General features: G+C 72.6%; 13 protein-coding genes. 3 read left to right on the top strand and 10 right to left on the bottom strand.

Translation table 11 applies throughout. From position 1 onward, the window contains the following. Positions 1–7: 7 nt before the first annotated feature. Positions 8–1,615: a TerD family protein gene (locus OG245_RS25725; RefSeq protein WP_371625810.1), complete on the bottom strand. Its 1,608-nt coding sequence runs from the start codon at positions 1,613–1,615 to the stop codon at positions 8–10. 121 nt (positions 1,616–1,736) lie between these two features. Further along, positions 1,737–2,360, bottom strand: coding sequence for a M48 family metallopeptidase (locus tag OG245_RS25720; RefSeq protein WP_371625809.1), 624 nt, complete (start codon positions 2,358–2,360; stop codon positions 1,737–1,739). Positions 2,361–2,640: 280 nt separating this feature from the next. On the opposite strand from OG245_RS25720, the gene OG245_RS25715 reads away from it, so the two are divergent. Beyond that, on the top strand, positions 2,641–3,801 hold the full coding sequence (locus OG245_RS25715; protein WP_371625808.1) for a ThiF family adenylyltransferase: 1,161 nt from the start codon (positions 2,641–2,643) through the stop codon (positions 3,799–3,801). Positions 3,802–3,866: 65 nt separating this feature from the next. Beyond that, a complete protein-coding gene (locus tag OG245_RS25710) occupies positions 3,867–5,327 on the top strand; it encodes an ABC1 kinase family protein (protein ID WP_371625807.1) in 1,461 nt (486 codons plus the stop codon). A gap of 20 nt (positions 5,328–5,347) precedes the next feature. Here the strand turns inward: OG245_RS25710 and OG245_RS25705 are convergent, their stop codons facing one another. The 5 genes from OG245_RS25705 to OG245_RS25685 all read right to left on the bottom strand — a co-directional run bounded on the left by OG245_RS25705 (position 5,348) and on the right by OG245_RS25685 (position 9,267). Continuing rightward, a complete protein-coding gene (locus OG245_RS25705) occupies positions 5,348–5,551 on the bottom strand; it encodes a hypothetical protein (RefSeq protein WP_371625806.1) in 204 nt (67 codons plus the stop codon). A 98-nt stretch (positions 5,552–5,649) separates the two neighbouring features. Beyond that, a complete protein-coding gene (locus OG245_RS25700) occupies positions 5,650–6,009 on the bottom strand; it encodes a hypothetical protein (protein ID WP_073740063.1) in 360 nt (119 codons plus the stop codon). Next, positions 6,006–6,374: a WhiB family transcriptional regulator gene (locus OG245_RS25695; RefSeq protein WP_007460056.1), complete on the bottom strand. Its 369-nt coding sequence runs from the start codon at positions 6,372–6,374 to the stop codon at positions 6,006–6,008. The genes OG245_RS25700 and OG245_RS25695 overlap by 4 nt, the downstream gene beginning before the upstream one ends. Positions 6,375–6,550: 176 nt before the next feature. Continuing rightward, positions 6,551–6,880 carry a hypothetical protein gene (locus OG245_RS25690; RefSeq protein WP_371625805.1) on the bottom strand — a complete coding sequence of 110 codons (330 nt, stop codon included), beginning with the start codon at positions 6,878–6,880 and terminating at the stop codon, positions 6,551–6,553. A 167-nt stretch (positions 6,881–7,047) separates the two neighbouring features. After that, on the bottom strand, positions 7,048–9,267 hold the full coding sequence (locus tag OG245_RS25685) for an ATP-dependent DNA helicase UvrD2 (protein WP_371625804.1): 2,220 nt from the start codon (positions 9,265–9,267) through the stop codon (positions 7,048–7,050). A gap of 264 nt (positions 9,268–9,531) precedes the next feature. Between OG245_RS25685 and OG245_RS25680 the strand changes: the two genes are divergently transcribed. Further along, complete coding sequence (locus tag OG245_RS25680) at positions 9,532–9,786, top strand: glutaredoxin domain-containing protein (RefSeq protein ID WP_006127421.1); 255 nt, start codon at positions 9,532–9,534, stop codon at positions 9,784–9,786. An 80-nt stretch (positions 9,787–9,866) separates the two neighbouring features. On the opposite strand, the gene nudC is transcribed toward OG245_RS25680, so the two are convergent. The 3 genes from nudC to OG245_RS25665 all read right to left on the bottom strand — a co-directional run bounded on the left by nudC (position 9,867) and on the right by OG245_RS25665 (position 15,882). After that, positions 9,867–10,823: an NAD(+) diphosphatase gene (gene nudC / locus OG245_RS25675; RefSeq protein ID WP_371625803.1), complete on the bottom strand. Its 957-nt coding sequence runs from the start codon at positions 10,821–10,823 to the stop codon at positions 9,867–9,869. A gap of 126 nt (positions 10,824–10,949) precedes the next feature. Beyond that, positions 10,950–12,344: a dipeptidase gene (locus OG245_RS25670; RefSeq protein ID WP_371625802.1), complete on the bottom strand. Its 1,395-nt coding sequence runs from the start codon at positions 12,342–12,344 to the stop codon at positions 10,950–10,952. A 10-nt stretch (positions 12,345–12,354) separates the two neighbouring features. Beyond that, on the bottom strand, positions 12,355–15,882 hold the full coding sequence (locus OG245_RS25665) for a UvrD-helicase domain-containing protein (RefSeq protein ID WP_371625801.1): 3,528 nt from the start codon (positions 15,880–15,882) through the stop codon (positions 12,355–12,357). Positions 15,883–15,966: the final 84 nt, after the last annotated feature.

Below are 15,966 nucleotides of genomic sequence, written 5' to 3'. Positions count from 1 at the left end.
GGCTCCCTCAGACCTCGTAGGGCTGGACGACGATGAAGTTGCCGGGGGCTCCCCGGAACTGGAGGTTCACGGTCTCCCCGCTGTGTCCGGGATACGCGTTGCGGCGCAGCCGGACCTGGCTGGAGACGATCACCTGGGAGGCGGCCGACCAGGCGACGACGGCATTGCAGTCGGCGAACGTGGTGGGCGTGACCGGCAGGACGACCGGGGTGCCGTGGGTCTTCACGATCACGGTGCCGGTGCCCTGGAACTGCATGGTGAACAGCGCCCCGCCGGGGATGCCGTGCCCCTCGACCCTGCGGACCTCGTACTGGAGGGACTCGTCGAAGGCGAGGACGCTCTCGGCCGAGACGCAGATGGCGTCGCCCTGCAGCTCGATCGGGTGCAGGTGCGAGCCCTCCTCGGCGAGGAAGACCTGACCGCGGCCGGTACAGCGCATCAGCTGCATCTCCTGGCCGGTGGCGTTGCCCACGGCGCGGCCGACGAACCCGGCGCTCTTGTAGCCGAAGTCCACCTTGCCCTGGTACATCACCATGCTGCCCTGGCGGGCCAGGACGCCGGCTCCGCCCATGGTCAGGTCGACCCGCATGAGCTGCTGGTTCTGCGGGGTCCAGCGCTGCCCGGTCGCGGTCTCCTTGTACGGCTGCAGGGCCGCCTGGAGACCCGCGCCCGTGGCCGGCACTCCCTGGGGCACGCCCTGCGGGGCACCCGACGGCATGCCGACGGGGGGCTGCTGGCCGTACGGGGCCGGGGCGGGCTGACCGAAGGGAGCGGGGGCCTGCTGGCCGAAAGGAGCGACGGGCGGCGCGCCCTGGCCGGGGACCTGGCCGAACTGGGGCTGCTGCGGCTGCTGGGGTTGGCCGTACGGGGACGGGGCCTGCGGCGCCTGAGGAGCAAGCGGGGCCGCGATCGTCGGCGCCGCGTGCATCGGCTGCTGCGGCGCGGGCGCGGGCGGGGCTCCGAAGGACGGCGCGGGCTGCGGGGCCGGGGCCGCGGGCGGCGCGCCGAAGGCCGGAGGGGCAACGGCCTGGGCCGGCGGGGCGAATCCCGGAGCGGCGGCCGGGGCGGCGGCGGGCGGTGCCTCTTCCTCGGCGACCTCACCGCCGAAGTTCTTCAGGAGCGCGTCGAGACCACCGTCGAAGCCCTGGCCGACGGCGGCGAAGCGCCAGACGTCCTTCAGGTAGAAGTCGCCGAGCATCACGGCGCGCTCGGTGGTGAACTCCGACCCGGTGAAGGCGTACCGCACCACCTCCTCGCCGCCCGCGACGATCCGGATGTACCCCGGACCGATCTGGGACATCTGCCCGGAACCGTCGAGCGTCGCGGTGAAGGAGAGCTTCTGGATGGCTGCCGGAATGCGGTCGAGCGTGACGCGGAAGGACTCGGTGTCACCGGACTGCGCGCCGAGGAGCTGAATGGACTCCTCGGGCGATTTCGGCTGGTTGAAGAAGATGAAGTACCGGTCGTCGGAAAGCTGCTCATGGGCGTCGAGGCCGAAGCAGCTGATGTCGAAGGTCAGCCCCGGGGCCGCGATCTGCACGCCTACGTACAGATCCGTCCCTGCCGTGAGGTCACTGATCCTGGCCTTGTGGCCGCGTTGGAATTCCCTGGCCATGCGTAACGACCGTCCCCCATCCTGAAGGTAAATGCGTCGCGTCAGGCTAACCGCAAACGACGACATCCGACCAAGCCGGTACACACCCGGTACAGAACCGGCGAACGCCGACCGGCTCCGGTCACTCCTCGCGGGCGGCGGGCAGGTGGGGCAGCCGCTCGGCCGCCACGACGCCCTCCAGATACCCGCGGGCGCGCTCGGTGCGCGGATACGCCTCCAGCAGCCGCCAGAACCCGGGACCGTGTCCGGGAACGAGCAGATGGGCCAGCTCGTGGAGGAGTACGTAGTCGATCACGTACTCCGGCATGCCCTGCAACCGGTGCGAGAGCCTGATGCTGCCCTCGACCGGGGTGCACGAGCCCCAGCGGGTGTTCTGGTTGGTCACCCACCGCACCGAGCCGGGTCTGGCGCGACCGTCGAAGTACTGGGCGGACAGCCGCCCGGCGCGCTCGACGAGTCCGGTGTCGCCCAGGACCCGCTTGTTCTCCTGGGCGGCGAGCTTGTCGAGCATCACGCCCACCCAGCGCCGCTCCTCCGCCTCCGACATCCGGGCCGGGATGAGCACGATCGTGCGGTCGCCCTCGCGGTAGGCGGAGACCGACTTCCTGCGCCGGGTGCTCCGGCGGACCTCGACCGCGCTCGTCGCCGAAGCGCGGGCCGGATGGGCTGCCGCGCTGCGCTGATGGCTACCGGCGCTGGGCGCGGGGGTCTCCCCGGCGAAGCCGGACGAAGGGTCGGCGGACACGCCATGACGTTACCCGCTGTCCGTGCGGGAAGTCCCGCCCCGGGAGCTGTTCCGGGGCGATCCGTGCCACACCACGCACTCCATGCGAACGATCGAAGGCTCGAATCACCAGAGGATCGAATCACCAGAGTATTGAACGACTGATGCACCGCACCTGTGGACAACTCCCGTCACGGTTCGGCGCGGCCCCGCATTCTGGCGGAGGTCCTGCGGAAAGACCCGCGGATCAACCGGTCTGCGAGCACACCTGTGCCCGCGACACCGCTCGGGGGGAGAAAACATGTATCCGATGCTGAAGCCCGCACTGCGTCGTGCCTGGCGCGGACGGAACACCGTGCAATTCGGCGTGACACCCGCACATGCCGTGACGCTCGGACCGGTGGACCTCGCCACGGGAAGCTTCCTGGAACTGCTCGACGGGACGCGCGGCCTGCCGCTCCTGCGCGAGGAGGCCCGCGCCCTGGACCTGTCGGAACGTCATGTGGACACGCTGCTGGCGCGGTTGGCGGAGGCCGGGCTCCTGGACGACCCGAGGCAGGCGGGCCCGGGAGTCGATGTCCTGCGCCGTCGCGCCGAGGTGATGGACCGCCAGCGTCCCGACGTCGCCTCCCTGTCGGTCGTCCGCCCCGAGCCGGGTGCCGGCACGCGTCGGATGGCGGCGCGGCGGGCGATGCGGGTCCAGGTGCGGGGAGCGGGCCGGGTCGGGGCGTCCATCGCCTCGGTGCTGTCGGGAGCGGGGGTGGGCCAGGTGGAAGTGCTCGACGGAGGCCGGGCCGAGCCCTGGGATGTGGCGCCCGCGGGACTTCCCCCGGCGTCCGTGGGGGAACGGCGTGACGTGGCGGCCCGTCGCCTCGTCCACCGGTCAGCGCCCGGGCCCGCTCCCCGGCGGGCGAGGACGGACGGAGCGGGGGCCGACGGGCCGGGAAGCGCCGGAGCGCCCGTCCTGTCCCTGATCGTCGTCGCACCCCGGGACGGCCTCGCGGTGTACGCACCGGTCGCGGACACGGCCGGCCCCTGGATCGCGTCGGGCACTCCTCATCTCTATGCGGGAGTGATCGAGGCCACCGGGGTGGTCGGGCCCCTCGTCCTGCCCGGGGGCACGGGCTGCGCCGGGTGCCTGGAGCTGCACCGTGCGGACCGGGACCCCCAGTGGCCACGGATGCTGGCGCAGTGGCGATCCGGGCGGCGGGGAGCGGTGCCCGCCTGCGATCTGGGGCTCGCGACGGCGGTCGCCGGTCTCGCGGCGGCACATGCCCTCGCGTTTCTGGACGGGGACCTCCCTGCCAGTACCGGAGCCCGCTGGGAGGCGGCTCTGCCCCTGCTGGACTGGCGTTCCGAGCCGATCGGCCCCCATGCGGACTGCTCCTGCGGGGCGGCCGGGAGCGCTATGAGGGAACGGGCCTCCGGTGGTCTTCCGGCGCAGGACACAATGGCGGGGTGACCGCCGTTCGCCGGAGAGATCCCGGAGGCACGAGCGGCACGGCAGTCTGGGAACTGGAGGGGCACATGTCTGATCTTCCCCGGAAGGCGGTTACGCGTACGGCCAAGCTGGCCGCGCTTCCGCTCGGCTTCGCCGGCCGTGCCACCTGGGGTCTGGGCAAGCGGATCGGCGGAAAGTCGGCCGAGCTGGTCGCCCGTGAGGTGCAGCAGCGCACGGCGGACCAGCTGTTCAAGACCCTGGGCGAGCTGAAGGGCGGGGCCATGAAGCTGGGCCAGGCCCTCTCCGTGTTCGAGTCGGCTCTGCCCGAGGAGGTCGCCGGCCCCTATCGGGCCGCGCTGACCAAGCTCCAGGAGGCCGCGCCACCGCTGCCCGCGCGCACGGTCCACGAGGTTCTCGCGACCCGGATCGGGGAGGACTGGCGGGAGTGTTTCCTGGAGTTCGAGGACACCCCGGCGGCTGCCGCCTCGATCGGGCAGGTGCACCGGGCGGTGTGGCACGACGGCCGGGAGGTCGCCGTGAAGGTGCAGTATCCCGGCGCGGGCGAGGCCCTGCTCTCCGACCTCTCCCAGCTCAGCCGCTTCGCCCGGCTGCTCGGCCCGCTGGTTCCGGGGATGGACATCAAGCCGCTGATCAAGGAGCTGCGGGACCGGGTGTCGGAGGAGCTGGACTACGAGCTGGAGGCGCGCGCGCAGCAGGAGCACGCGGCGGAGTTCGAGGGCGACCCGGATGTGGTGATCCCTCAGGTGGTGCACCAGTCCGACCAGGTGCTGGTGACGGAGTGGATCGACGGGATCCCGCTCTCCGAGGTCATCGCGGAGGGTACGGAGGAGCAGCGGGACCGTGCGGGGCAGTTGCTGGCCCGCTTCCTCTTCTCCGGTCCGGCGCGCACGGGCCTGCTGCACGCCGACCCGCATCCGGGAAACTTCCGGCTGCTGCCCCCTGCTGCGGAGGACGCGGAACTCACGGAGGACGCGGAGCTCACGGAGGAGGACGGCGGTCCGATCCGGTCGTGGCGGCTGGGGGTGCTGGACTTCGGCACGGTCGACCGGCTGCCGGGCGGGCTGCCGCGGAACATCGGCGACTCCCTGCGGCTGACGCTGGAGGGCGACGCGGCGGGGGTGTACGGCCTGCTGCGCGAAGAGGGCTTCGTGAAGGAGTCGATCGATCTGGACCCGGACGCCGTGCTCGACTACCTGCTCCCGATCATCGAGCCCACGCAGGTGGAGGAGTTCACCTTCAGCCGGGGCTGGATCCGCGAACAGGCGGCCCGGATAGCCGATCCGCGCTCCCCCGCCCATCAGCTGGGCCGGCAGCTGAATCTCCCGCCGTCCTACGTCCTCATACACCGGGTCACGCTCAGCACGATCGGAGTGCTGTGCCAGTTGGGCGCGACGGTCCGGCTGCGCGACGAGCTCGACGCGTGGCTGCCGGGGTTCCTCGCGGAGGACGCCGAGGACGCCGAGGCGGAGGGGACGGAGTACGTCGAGGAGGAGGGCGAGCAGGAAGGGGAGCCCGTCCAGGCGTGAGGGAGGCCGAGGGGTGGCGCTCACCACCAGAGTGAGTCGAGGCGGCTCTCGATCGCGCGGATGTGGAGGCGGGCGCAGCCCTCGCAGAAGAGGAGGCGGCGCCCGTCCTCCACGGAACAGAGCCAGGTAGCAGGGGCGGTGTCGCCTTCGGCGGCGGTGCCGCACCGGGCGCACACCACGCCGTGCTCGGCGGGTTGTCCGGGGGGATGGGTCTCCTCGTCCACCTTCTGACGATATCCCCGTGTCCGGACGGCCGACGGTACAACGCACCGCGGGGCCGCCCGTGTCCGGACAGCCCCGCGGTGAGGTGGTGTGTGCACGGTCAGTGCATGACCGCCATGGCCAGCGCGCGGCGGGCGCGCAGCGAGGCGCGCTCCGCTCGGCGCTGCATCCGGCGGGCGGAGATCAGGCGGGCCGACTGGCGGTCCTCCTGGGCCTCCCGCAGGCGGTCGTGCATATGCGCACGAGCCAGGGCTTCTGGGATGAGTTGCATTTCGCGGGTCCTGTTCTGACGCGAGTCGTTCGCGCCGATGATGGTGACGTCGGGGGTGGCGGAGCCGACGGGCTCCTTCGTGGGGGTGATCATCGGTGCCTGATTCCGGGGGTCATGGGTCTGGGGACGGTCGATCGTTCCGAGGCGGAGCCTGCGTGTGGGGGCGGGGACCCCACAGGTCGCGGTCACGCTGCGACCGGGTTCTTGCGCGGACGGCCACGCGGACGCTTGCGGGCCACGACGACACCCTGGACGAAGAGCTCGCCGCCCCAGACACCCCACGGCTCGCGGCGGTCCTTCGCCCCGGCGAGGCAGGCCTCGACGAGCGGGCAGGTGCGACAGAGGGACTTGGCGTACTCGACGTCGGCGGGCGACTCGGCGAAGAAGACCTCCGGGTCGTAGGAACGGCACGGGACGGGTACGCCGAGGTTCTCGATGGCGTCGTCGAGCGCGGTGAGCGTGGTGAGCGGGGTCAAGGCGGAGTCCTCCGTGGAGCCGGGCGGCGAGATCGGGGTGGAAAGCGGTACTGACGGGGCGTGCGTTTCGATGTGCACGGTGGGTGGTGTCCTCGTCTGGTCGTGCCGGCCTGTTGGCCGGTTGGCGGCTGCTGGTACCAGGTCCTGCTAGTCCCGAGGCTCCTTCGTTCCATCCCGTCCGTTCGGGCAAAACAAAAGGGCCGCGGATCCCGAGTGGGGTTCCGCGGCCCTGAAGGCGCCGGCCTGATGCTGGATCAGGCTGGATCACTCCAGGGTTCAGGCCCACGGAAGGCCCACATCATGTGGTGCTGCTGCGTCTGCTTCTCGGCTCCGGCACCGGCTGCCGCAAAGGCATAGGCGTGAGCCTGTGCTGCCTTCGCTACTGCTGCTGCCGGTGCCTCGATCGGTCGCTCATTACGCTCCCGCGTCACGGGGAGGCTCACCAGGGACAGCGGACGGACGGCAGAGATGCCGGACAGACCGGTGGCGCGAAGCGAGGCAACCGAGGAGCGGGTGAGGCCGAGCGAGCAGGCGGAGACGACCGAGAGATCGGTCATTTTCTGGGTTTCGATGATGCTGATCACTTCAATCGCCTCCTCTCGGCGTCTCAGGGGGACCGGCCGGAGCCGGTCCTGCGTATTCGGATAAGTACAGCACGGAATCAGGGCTTCAGAGAAGTCGCTGTTCCCGTGGTTAAGAACCTATGGTGACGACTGGGGCGGGCGCAAACTATTTTCTGGACGAGTTTTCCTCAGGTCCCGTCGGCGCTCTCCTCGGTCTCGCCATCAACCGTCTCACCTGCGCAGATGGCCAGAACGTCGGTGCCGAAGCGGCTCAACTTCCGGTTGCCGACGCCGGCGATGACGACCAGCTCGCCCTCCGTGGACGGCACCGCCTCGGCGATCGCCATGAGGGTCTTCTCGGTGAACACGCAGAAGTCGGGCTGCCCCAGCAGGGCCGCCTGGGCGGCGCGCCAGTCGTACAGCCGCCCGTACAGCGCCTCGTCCATGTCCGAGGGGCACTCCTCGCAGCGCATCAGCTTCATCTCGCCCGCGTCGGTGAGCGTGCGCCCGCAGACCCGGCACCGCACCGGGCTCCTGGGCCTGCGCTCGGCCGCCGAGGTGCGGCTCGCCGCCGCGGCCCGGCCGGTGCCCCGGTCGATGCCACCTCCTCCGCCGGCCCCGCTCCGCGCGCCCGGAGCCGCCGAGCCGGGCCGCAGACCGTTCAGGAACCGGGTGGGCCGCCGGCTCGCCCTGCCGCCCGGCGACCGCGACAGCGCCCAGGAGAGGGAGAGGTGGACGCGGGCGCGGGTGATCCCGACGTACATCAGGCGCCGCTCCTCCTCGACCTGCTCGTCGGTCCTGGCGTAGGCGATCGGCATCATGCCCTCGGTCAGGCCGACCAGGAACACGGCGTCCCACTCCAGGCCCTTCGCCGAGTGCAGCGACGCCAGCGTCACCCCCTGGACCGTCGGCGCGTGCTGGGCGGCCGCCCGCTCGTCCAGCTCACGGACCAGGTCGGTCAGGGTCGCCCCCGGTTTCGCCGTCTCGAAGTCCTCCGCGAGGCGCACCAGCGCGGCCAGCGACTCCCAGCGGTCGCGCACGGCCCCCGATCCGGCGGGCGGCCGGCTGGTCCAGCCCTTGGTGGAGAGGACCGCGCGCACCTGGGACGGCAGCCCCTCCGCCTCGTCGAGGAGGGAGTCGTTGCGCCCGGCGCGGGCCGCGCCGCGCAGGGCGGTGCCCGCCTCACGGACCTCGGCCCGCTCGAAGAACCGCTCGGCGCCGCGCAGCTGGTAGGGCACCCCGGCGTCCGCGAGGGCCTGCTCGTAGACCTCGGACTGGGAGTTGACGCGGTAGAGCACGGCGATCTCGCCGGCCGGCACGCCCGCGGCGATGAGATCGCGGATGCGCCGGGCGGTGCCCTCGGCCTCGGTGGGCTCGTCGGAATACTCCGCGTAGACGGGCTCGGGGCCCTTGTCGCGCTGTGAGACCAGCTCCAGCCGGTGGTCGGCGGCCCTGCCGCGGGCCTGGCTCAGCAGGCCGTTGGCGAGGTGGACGACCTGGGGGGTGGAGCGGTAGTCCCGCACCAGCTTGACCACGGTCGCCCCTGGGTGGCGGGTGCGGAAGTTCAGCAGGTGGTCGGGGGTGGCCCCGGTGAAGGAGTAGATCGTCTGGCTGGCGTCGCCGACGACGCAGAGATCGTCCCGGTCGCCGACCCAGAGGTCGAGCAGCCGCTGCTGGAGCGGGCTCACGTCCTGGTACTCGTCGACGACGAAGTGCTGGTACTGGCCGCGGACGTGCTCGGCGATGTCGCTCCGGTCCTGGAGGATGCCGACGGTGAGCAGCAGCACGTCCTCGAAGTCGATCACCGAGCGGTCGCGCTTGAGCTGCTCGTACATCGAGTAGATCTGGGAGAGCTCCGCCGGGTCGCGGGGGGCGTCGCGTCGGGTCTTGGCGACCGCCGCCGGATAGTCGGCGGGGACGGTCTGGGTGACCTTGGCCCACTCGATCTCGCTGGTGACGTCCCGCAGCTCGTTGCGGTCGAGCCGGAGCTGGCAGCGGGCGGCGGCCTCGGCGACCAGCTGGACCTTCCGCTCCAGCAGCCGGGGCAGCTCGCCACCGACTGCTTTCGGCCAGAAGTACTGAAGTTGTCGGAGGGCGGCGGAGTGGAAGGTCCGTGCCTGGACGCCGGTCGCGCCGAGCTGTCGCAGGCGGCCGCGCATCTCTCCGGCGGCCCGGTTGGTGAAGGTGACGGCGAGCACGGTGGCCGGCTGGACGATGCCCGCCCGCACCCCGTACGCGATGCGGTGGGTGATCGCGCGGGTCTTGCCCGTACCGGCTCCGGCCAGCACGCACACCGGTCCGTGCAGGGCCAGGGCCACCTCGCGCTGCTCGGGGTCGAGCCCGTCGAGCACGGCGTCCGGGGTCTCGGGAACCTGCGGGAAGAGGGTGGAGTGCGTTGCTGCTGTCACCCCGCCATGCTGCCAGGTCCCACGGGGCGGATGCGGCGGTTGTCCACAGGGGTGATGTGTTCGTCGTACCGGCTGCCTGGGCACCGGGGACCGTGACAGGGACGGTAACGGGCCGGTACGGGGGCGGTGCGGGGACGCGGTGGGAATGGTGGCCGCGTCCCGTGCGTTCGTTATCCATGCGGAGCGGCCCCGGACAGTGGCCGGGCCGCGAGTGACGCTGCCGGGCCGCGCAGCGTACGGACGAGACGAAGGAGCACCGGCGAGATGGCGGGCACTGTGACGATGTACAGCACCACCTGGTGCGGCTACTGCCGTCGGCTGAAGAGCCAGATGGACCGCGAGGGCATCGCGTACAACGAGGTCAACATCGAGCACGACCCGGAGTCGGCCGCGTTCGTCGAGAAGGCGAATGGCGGAAACCAGACGGTCCCGACGCTGCTGATCGTGGCCCCCTCGGGCACCGAGTCGGTCATGACGAACCCGTCCCTCGCCCAGGTGAAGCAGGCGCTCGCCGCCTGATCCGGCCGATGGATCGACCGCCCGGTCGCGCACGGCACTGCCCCCGGCACCCGCCGGGGGCAGTCGTGTGTCCGGGGTGCTCAGGCGGTCCGCTTCACGCTGCCGGGCCTCGGGAGCGGCTTGCCGTACCAGAGCTCGATCAGGCGGGCCGCGATGGAGATGCCGAACGGGGGCATGACCTCACCGGACTCGAACGCGGCGGTGAGGTCCTCGCGGGAGAACCAGCGGGCCTCCTCGATCTCCTCACCGTCGACGGTGATGTCGAAGGACGTCGCCCGCGCCATGAAGCCGAGCATCAGGCTGGAGGGGAACGGCCAGGGCTGGCTGGCGATGTACTCGACCTCGCCGACGGTGATCCCGGCCTCCTCGTACACCTCGCGGGCCACGGACTGCTCGATCGACTCCCCCGGCTCGACGAACCCGGCGAGTGTGGAGAAGCGGCCCTCCGGCCAGTGCACCTGGCGGCCCAGCAGGGCCCGGTCCCGGTCGTCGGTGACCAGCATGATGACCGCCGGGTCGGTGCGCGGGTAGTGCTCGGCGCCGCAGGCCTGGCAGCGGCGGATGTGGCCGGCCGCCGCGATGACAGTGCGCTCGCCGCATCGGGAGCAGAAGCGGTGCAGCCGCTGCCAGTTCTCCAGGGCCACCGCGTGCACCATCAGGCCCGCGTCCCGGGGGCCGAGGAGGAGACCCGCCTCGCGGAGTCCCGCGGGCCGGGCCGACTGGTCCATGCGGCCGGGCAGCGAGTCCTTCTGGAGCGCGAAGTAGCTGACGCCGTCCTCGTCGGTGCCGAGGAAATACCGGTGGGTCTCGGTGACCGGGGCCTCGAAGGCCGGGGTCATGACGATCTCGGTGCCCCCCTCGGGGGTGTCGTCGATCAGCACCTGCCCGCCGGAGACGACGAAGACGCGGGTCGTCGGGTGGCTCCACGCCACGGCCAGCCACGCCTCGTCGAGGCGGTGGTGTGCCGCGCGGTCGATGCCGCTCGGCGCGGTGAGGCCGATCGGGCGGTCTGCGGTGGCGTTGTCGAAGGTGCTCACAGGTGCTTCCTACTCCCCCTGGGTGGATCGGGTGTGCACAGATACGTGGAGGGTGTGCAGAGGATTCAGCGGAGTTCCGGTTCCGGGCGTCGAGGAGTCCCGGGCGCCCGGCGGTGTGCTGGGCATTCAGCGCAGCGCCGTGGCCAGCTCGCCCCACAGGTGGGCGGTCGTCTCCACACCCTTGAGCAGAAGGTCCAGCTCGACCTTCTCGTCGGGGGCGTGCCAGCCGTCGGAGGGTACGGAGATGCCGAGGAAGAGGACGGGGGCGCCGAGCACGTCCCTGAGGTCGGCGGCGGGGCCCGAGCCTCCTTCGCGGGTGAAGAGGATCTTCCTGCCGAAGGCCCGGCCCATCGCGCGGGCCACCGCCTGGAGGGCGGGATGGTCCAGCGGGGTCAGGCAGGGGCGGGTGGCGGGCTGGAAGGCGATCCGGTGGCGTACGCCCGCCGGGACACGGGACTCGGCCCAGGCCTGGACGGCCCGCTGTACGTGGTCGGGGTCCTGGCCGTCGACCAGCCGGAAGCTGATCTTCACCAGGGCCGAGGAGGGGATGATCGTCTTGCTGCCGGCGCCCTGGTAGCCGCCGCCGATGCCGTTGACCTCGGCGGTGGGGCGGGCCCAGACGCGCTCCAGCGTGGAGTACCCGGCCTCGCCGGCCGCGGCCCCCGACTTCGCGGTGCGCAGCCAGGTGGCCTCGTCGAAGGGCAGCTCGGCGAAGAGGGCCCGCTCGGTGTCGGTGAGGTCGGTGACCCCGTCGTAGAAGCCGGGGATCGCGACCCGGCCGTCCGCGTCGTGGAGGGCGGCGACGAGGCGGGCGATCTCGGTGGCCGGGTTGGGGACGGCTCCGCCGAACGATCCGGAGTGGATGTCCTGGGCGGGGCCGTACAGCTCGATCTCGCACTCCGCGAGGCCGCGCATGCCGGTGCAGACGGTCGGGGTGTCCTCGTCCCACATGCCGGTGTCCGAGACGATCACCGCGTCGGCGGCGAGCCGGTCCGCCCGCCGCTCGGCCAGGGCGCGGAAGTTCGGGGAGCCCGACTCCTCCTCGCCCTCGATCAGCAGCTTGAGGTGGACGGCGGGGGTGGTGCGGCCGGTCGCGGCGAGGTGGGCGCGGACCCCGAGCGTGTGGAAGAACACCTGGCCCTTGTCGTCGGCCGCGCCGCGTCCGTACATCCGGCCGTCCCGTATCACCGGCTCGAACGGGTCGGTCGCCCAGCCGTCCTCGCGGGCGGCGGGCTGTACGTCGTGGTGGCCGTAGACCAGGACCGTCGGGGCGTCCGGGTCCTCGCTGGGCCACTCGGCGAAGACCGCCGGGGCTCCGGGGGTCTCCCAGATCTCGGTGACCGGGAAGCCGGTCTCCTCGAGCTTGGCGCTCAGCCACTCCGCGCTGCGCCGCACGTCCCCGTCGTGCTCCGGCTGCGCGGACACGGAAGGGATGCGCAGCCACTCCGCGAGGTCGTCGAGGAAGGCTGCGCGGTGCTGTTCGGTGTACGTACGGACGGCGCTGTCCGGGGTCTCGCTCATGCTCTTGAGCCTATCCGTCCTCGGGGGCCGGCTCGTCCAGCAGGATCCGCTCCAGCTCTGCCCGGCCGGGCAGCCCCTGCGGGTGGACGGTCTCCCCGCTGCGTACGTAGAGGAAGGTGGCGGTGACCTCGTCGAGCGGCAGATCGTGCAGTTCGGCCCAGGCCAGCCGGTAGACGGCGAGCTGGAGCGGGTCGGCGGTGCGGTGGCGGGTGGTCTTCCAGTCGACGATCTCGTACCGGTCGCCCGTGCGGTAGACGGCGTCGATCCGGCCCCGGATCACGCGGCCCGCCAGGGTGATCTGGAACGGGGTCTCCACCCGGTACGGCGTGCGCCGGGCGTACGCGGTGCGCTCGAACGCCTCCTTCAGCTCGGCGAGGTCCCGCTCGTCGGCGATCTCCGCGTCGCTCCCGTCGCCCCCGGGCAGTTCGTCGGGGCCGAGCATGGGCAGCGGCAGGTCCTCGTACCGCGACTCCACCCAGGCGTGGAACCGGGTGCCCCGGCGGGCCGCGGGCTGCGGCGGGCGGGGCATGGGCCGGGCCAGCTCCCGGGCGAAGGCGTCGGGGTCCTCGGCCAGGCGCAGCAGCTGGGTGGCGGAGAGCGCGGCGGGCACGAGGACCTCGCGCACGGTGGCGCGGGCGCGGCGCAGCTCCCCGGCCAGGGAGTCCAGGTCCCGGTCCCAGGAGGCGAGGGTGCGGGCCTCCTCGGGGGTGAGCCGTTCCGTGGAACCGGCCTCCTGGGGGTGACGGGCGGCCGGGATGTGCGGGGGCGGGGGCGGGGCGGTCGCCTGTGCGGTCTCCGGTGGGGTGACCTGTGTCGTGTCGGGTGAGGTGTCGGGTGCCGTGTCCGGTGTGCCCGGGGGGCGTTCGGTGGGGAGCGCGTCCCAGTCCCAGTCCGCGTCGGACAGCTCGTCGTCGAACGGCTCCGCGTCGAACGGCTCCTCGTCGGCCGGCTCCTCGTCGGCCGGTACCTCAGCGGGCGCGGGCTCGTACGAAGGCTCACCGGTGGCCAGGCGCTCCAGGTGGGCCAGGACCGTGTCCCGGGCGGCGCGGCGGCGGGCCAGGGCGGCGGCGTCCAGCGGGAGCGGCCAGGCCAGGTCGGCGTCCCGTTCCGCGAGGGCCGGGTTCTCCTCGCCCTCCGCGGGCTCCTCGGCCCAGGCCTCGATCTCGCCGTGGCCCGCCGCGCAGTGCTCGTACAGCGCGTCGAGGAAGGCGGACGGGCCGCGCGTCTTCTTCTGCGACGGACCCCACCAGTGGCCGGAGCCGAGGAGCAGGGAGCGGGGGCGGGTGAAGGTGACGTAACCGAGGCGCAGTTCCTCCGTGTGCTGGTGCTCCTTCATCTCCGCCTTGAACGCCTTGATCCCCTTGGCGTCGAGCCCGTCGTGCGTGTCCAGGGCCGGGAGCGTCGCCGCGTCGCCGCGCAGGGCGTGCGGGAGCACCTGGGCCTGGGCGGTCCACGCGTCCCGGGCCCGGTCGCTGGGGAACTGGCCCGTGACCAGTCCGGGCACGGCGACGACGTCCCACTCCAGGCCCTTGGACTTGTGGGCGGTGAGGACCTTGACGGTGTTCTCGCCGCCGGGCAGCGCGTTGTCGAGGCCCTTCTCGTACTGCGCGGCGGTCCGCAGGAAGCCGAGGAAGGCGAGCAGGGTCGCCTCGCCGTCCAGGGAGGCGAAGCGGGCCGCGGTGTCCAGGAAGTTGGCGAGGGTCTCCCGGCGGCGGGCGGCCAGCGCCTGCGGGGACGCGGACAGCTCGACCTCCAGTCCGGTGGTGGCCAGGACCCGGTGCAGGACGTCCATCAGGGGGTCCGCGAGCGAGCGGCGCAGGTCGCGCAGCTCCCGGGCGAGGCGGGCGAAGCGGACGCGGGCCTCGGCGGAGAACGGCAGCCCGTCGTCGGCCGCGTCCCCCACCACCAGGAAGGTGTCCAGCGCGTCGGCGAGCGATATCACCTCCGCCGGGTCCGTGCCCTCGACCGCGTCCGCGAGCCGCTGGTCCGCGTCGGCGTCCTCCGCGTGGGCGGCCCGGTGCACGAGGAGGCGGGCGCGGCGGCCCAGGAGCGCGAGGTCGCGGGGGCCGATGCGCCAGCGCGGTCCGGTGAGGAGGCGGACCAGGGAGGCGTTGGCCCCCGGGTCCTGGAGGACCTCGCAGACGGCGACCAGGTCCGCGACCTCGGGCAGGTGCAGCAGCCCGGCGAGGCCGACGACCTCGACCGGGATGTCCCGGGCGACCAGCGCCGCCTGGATCTCGGGGAAGTCCCCGGCGGTGCGGCACAGGACGGCGATCTCGCCCGGCGGGGTGCCGGTGCGCACGAGGTGGGCGAGGGAGTCGGCGAGCCAGTCGATCTCCTCGGTGTGCGTGGCCAGCAGGGCGCAGCGGACCATGCCGTCCCGCTCGGCCCCCGGGGCGGGGCGCAGCGCCTCGACGCCCTCGTGCATCGCCCGCAGAGGTTCGGCGAGTCCGTTGGCGAGCTGGAGGAGACGGCCGCCGCTGCGCCGGTTCTCGCTGAGGCTGTAGCGGGTGGCGGGGGCGCCGTCGGCGCCCGGGAAGTGCTCGGGGAAGTCGTCGAGGTTGGCGACGGACGCGCCGCGCCAGCCGTAGATCGCCTGGCAGGGGTCGCCCACGGCGGTCACCGCGTGGCCGGTGGGCGTGGAGCCTCCCTCCTCGGACTCCGTACCGGCTCCGAACAGCGCGGAGAGCAGCAGGCGCTGGGCCACCGACGTGTCCTGGTACTCGTCGAGGAGGACCACCCGGAACTCCTCGCGCAGGATCCTCCCGACCTCGGGCCGGGTCAGGGCCAGCTCGGCGGAGAGGGCGATCTGGTCGCCGAAGTCCAGCAGGTCCCGGCTGCGCTTGGCGGCCCGGTAGCGCTCGGTGAGGCCGAGGAGGGAGCGGCGGGCCTCGGCGGTCTCGGGGATCTTGCGGAGGTCGGCGTTGCTGAGCTTCGTGTGCTCCAGGGCGCTCAGCAGCTCGGTGTCGTGACGGTCCAGTGCGCCGGGGCGTACGAGGTGTTCGGACAGCTCCCCGTCGAGCGCCAGGAGGTCGCTGACCAGGGTGGGGAAGGACCGGGTGAGCGCCGGGTAGGGGCCCGGGGCCTCGCGCAGCACCTTCGCGGCGAGCTGGTAGCGGGTGGCGTCGGCGAGGAGGCGGGTGGTCGGCTCCAGGCCGATGCGCAGGCCGTGCTCGGTGAGGAGGCGGCCGGCGAAGGCGTGGTACGTGGAGATGGTGGGCTCGCCCGGGGGATGGTCCGGGTCGATGACGTCGGGGTCGGTGACCCCTGCGGCGATCAGCGCCCTGCGGACGCGCTCGGCCAGTTCGCCCGCCGCCTTGTTGGTGAAGGTGAGGCCGAGGACCTGCTCCGGCGCGACCTGTCCGGTGCCCACCAGCCAGACCACGCGGGCGGCCATCACCGTGGTCTTGCCCGACCCGGCTCCGGCCACGATCACCTGCGGGGCGGGCGGCGCGGTGATGCAGGCCGTCTGCTCCGGGGTGAACGGGATCCCGAGGAGCTCCTTGAGCTGCTCGGGATCGGTGATGCGTGGGGACACGTGAGAAACGGTAACCGGAGCCGCTGACATCCCGGGCCGATGCCCACGAAAGGCCCTGCCCTGTTCCCGTGCCTGATGCCTGAC

Origin of the sequence: Streptomyces sp. NBC_01116 (assembly GCF_041435495.1) — a bacterium.
In the GTDB taxonomy this organism is placed as follows: Bacteria; Actinomycetota; Actinomycetes; order Streptomycetales; family Streptomycetaceae; genus Streptomyces.
This window is presented reverse-complemented; position numbering and strand designations above follow the sequence as displayed.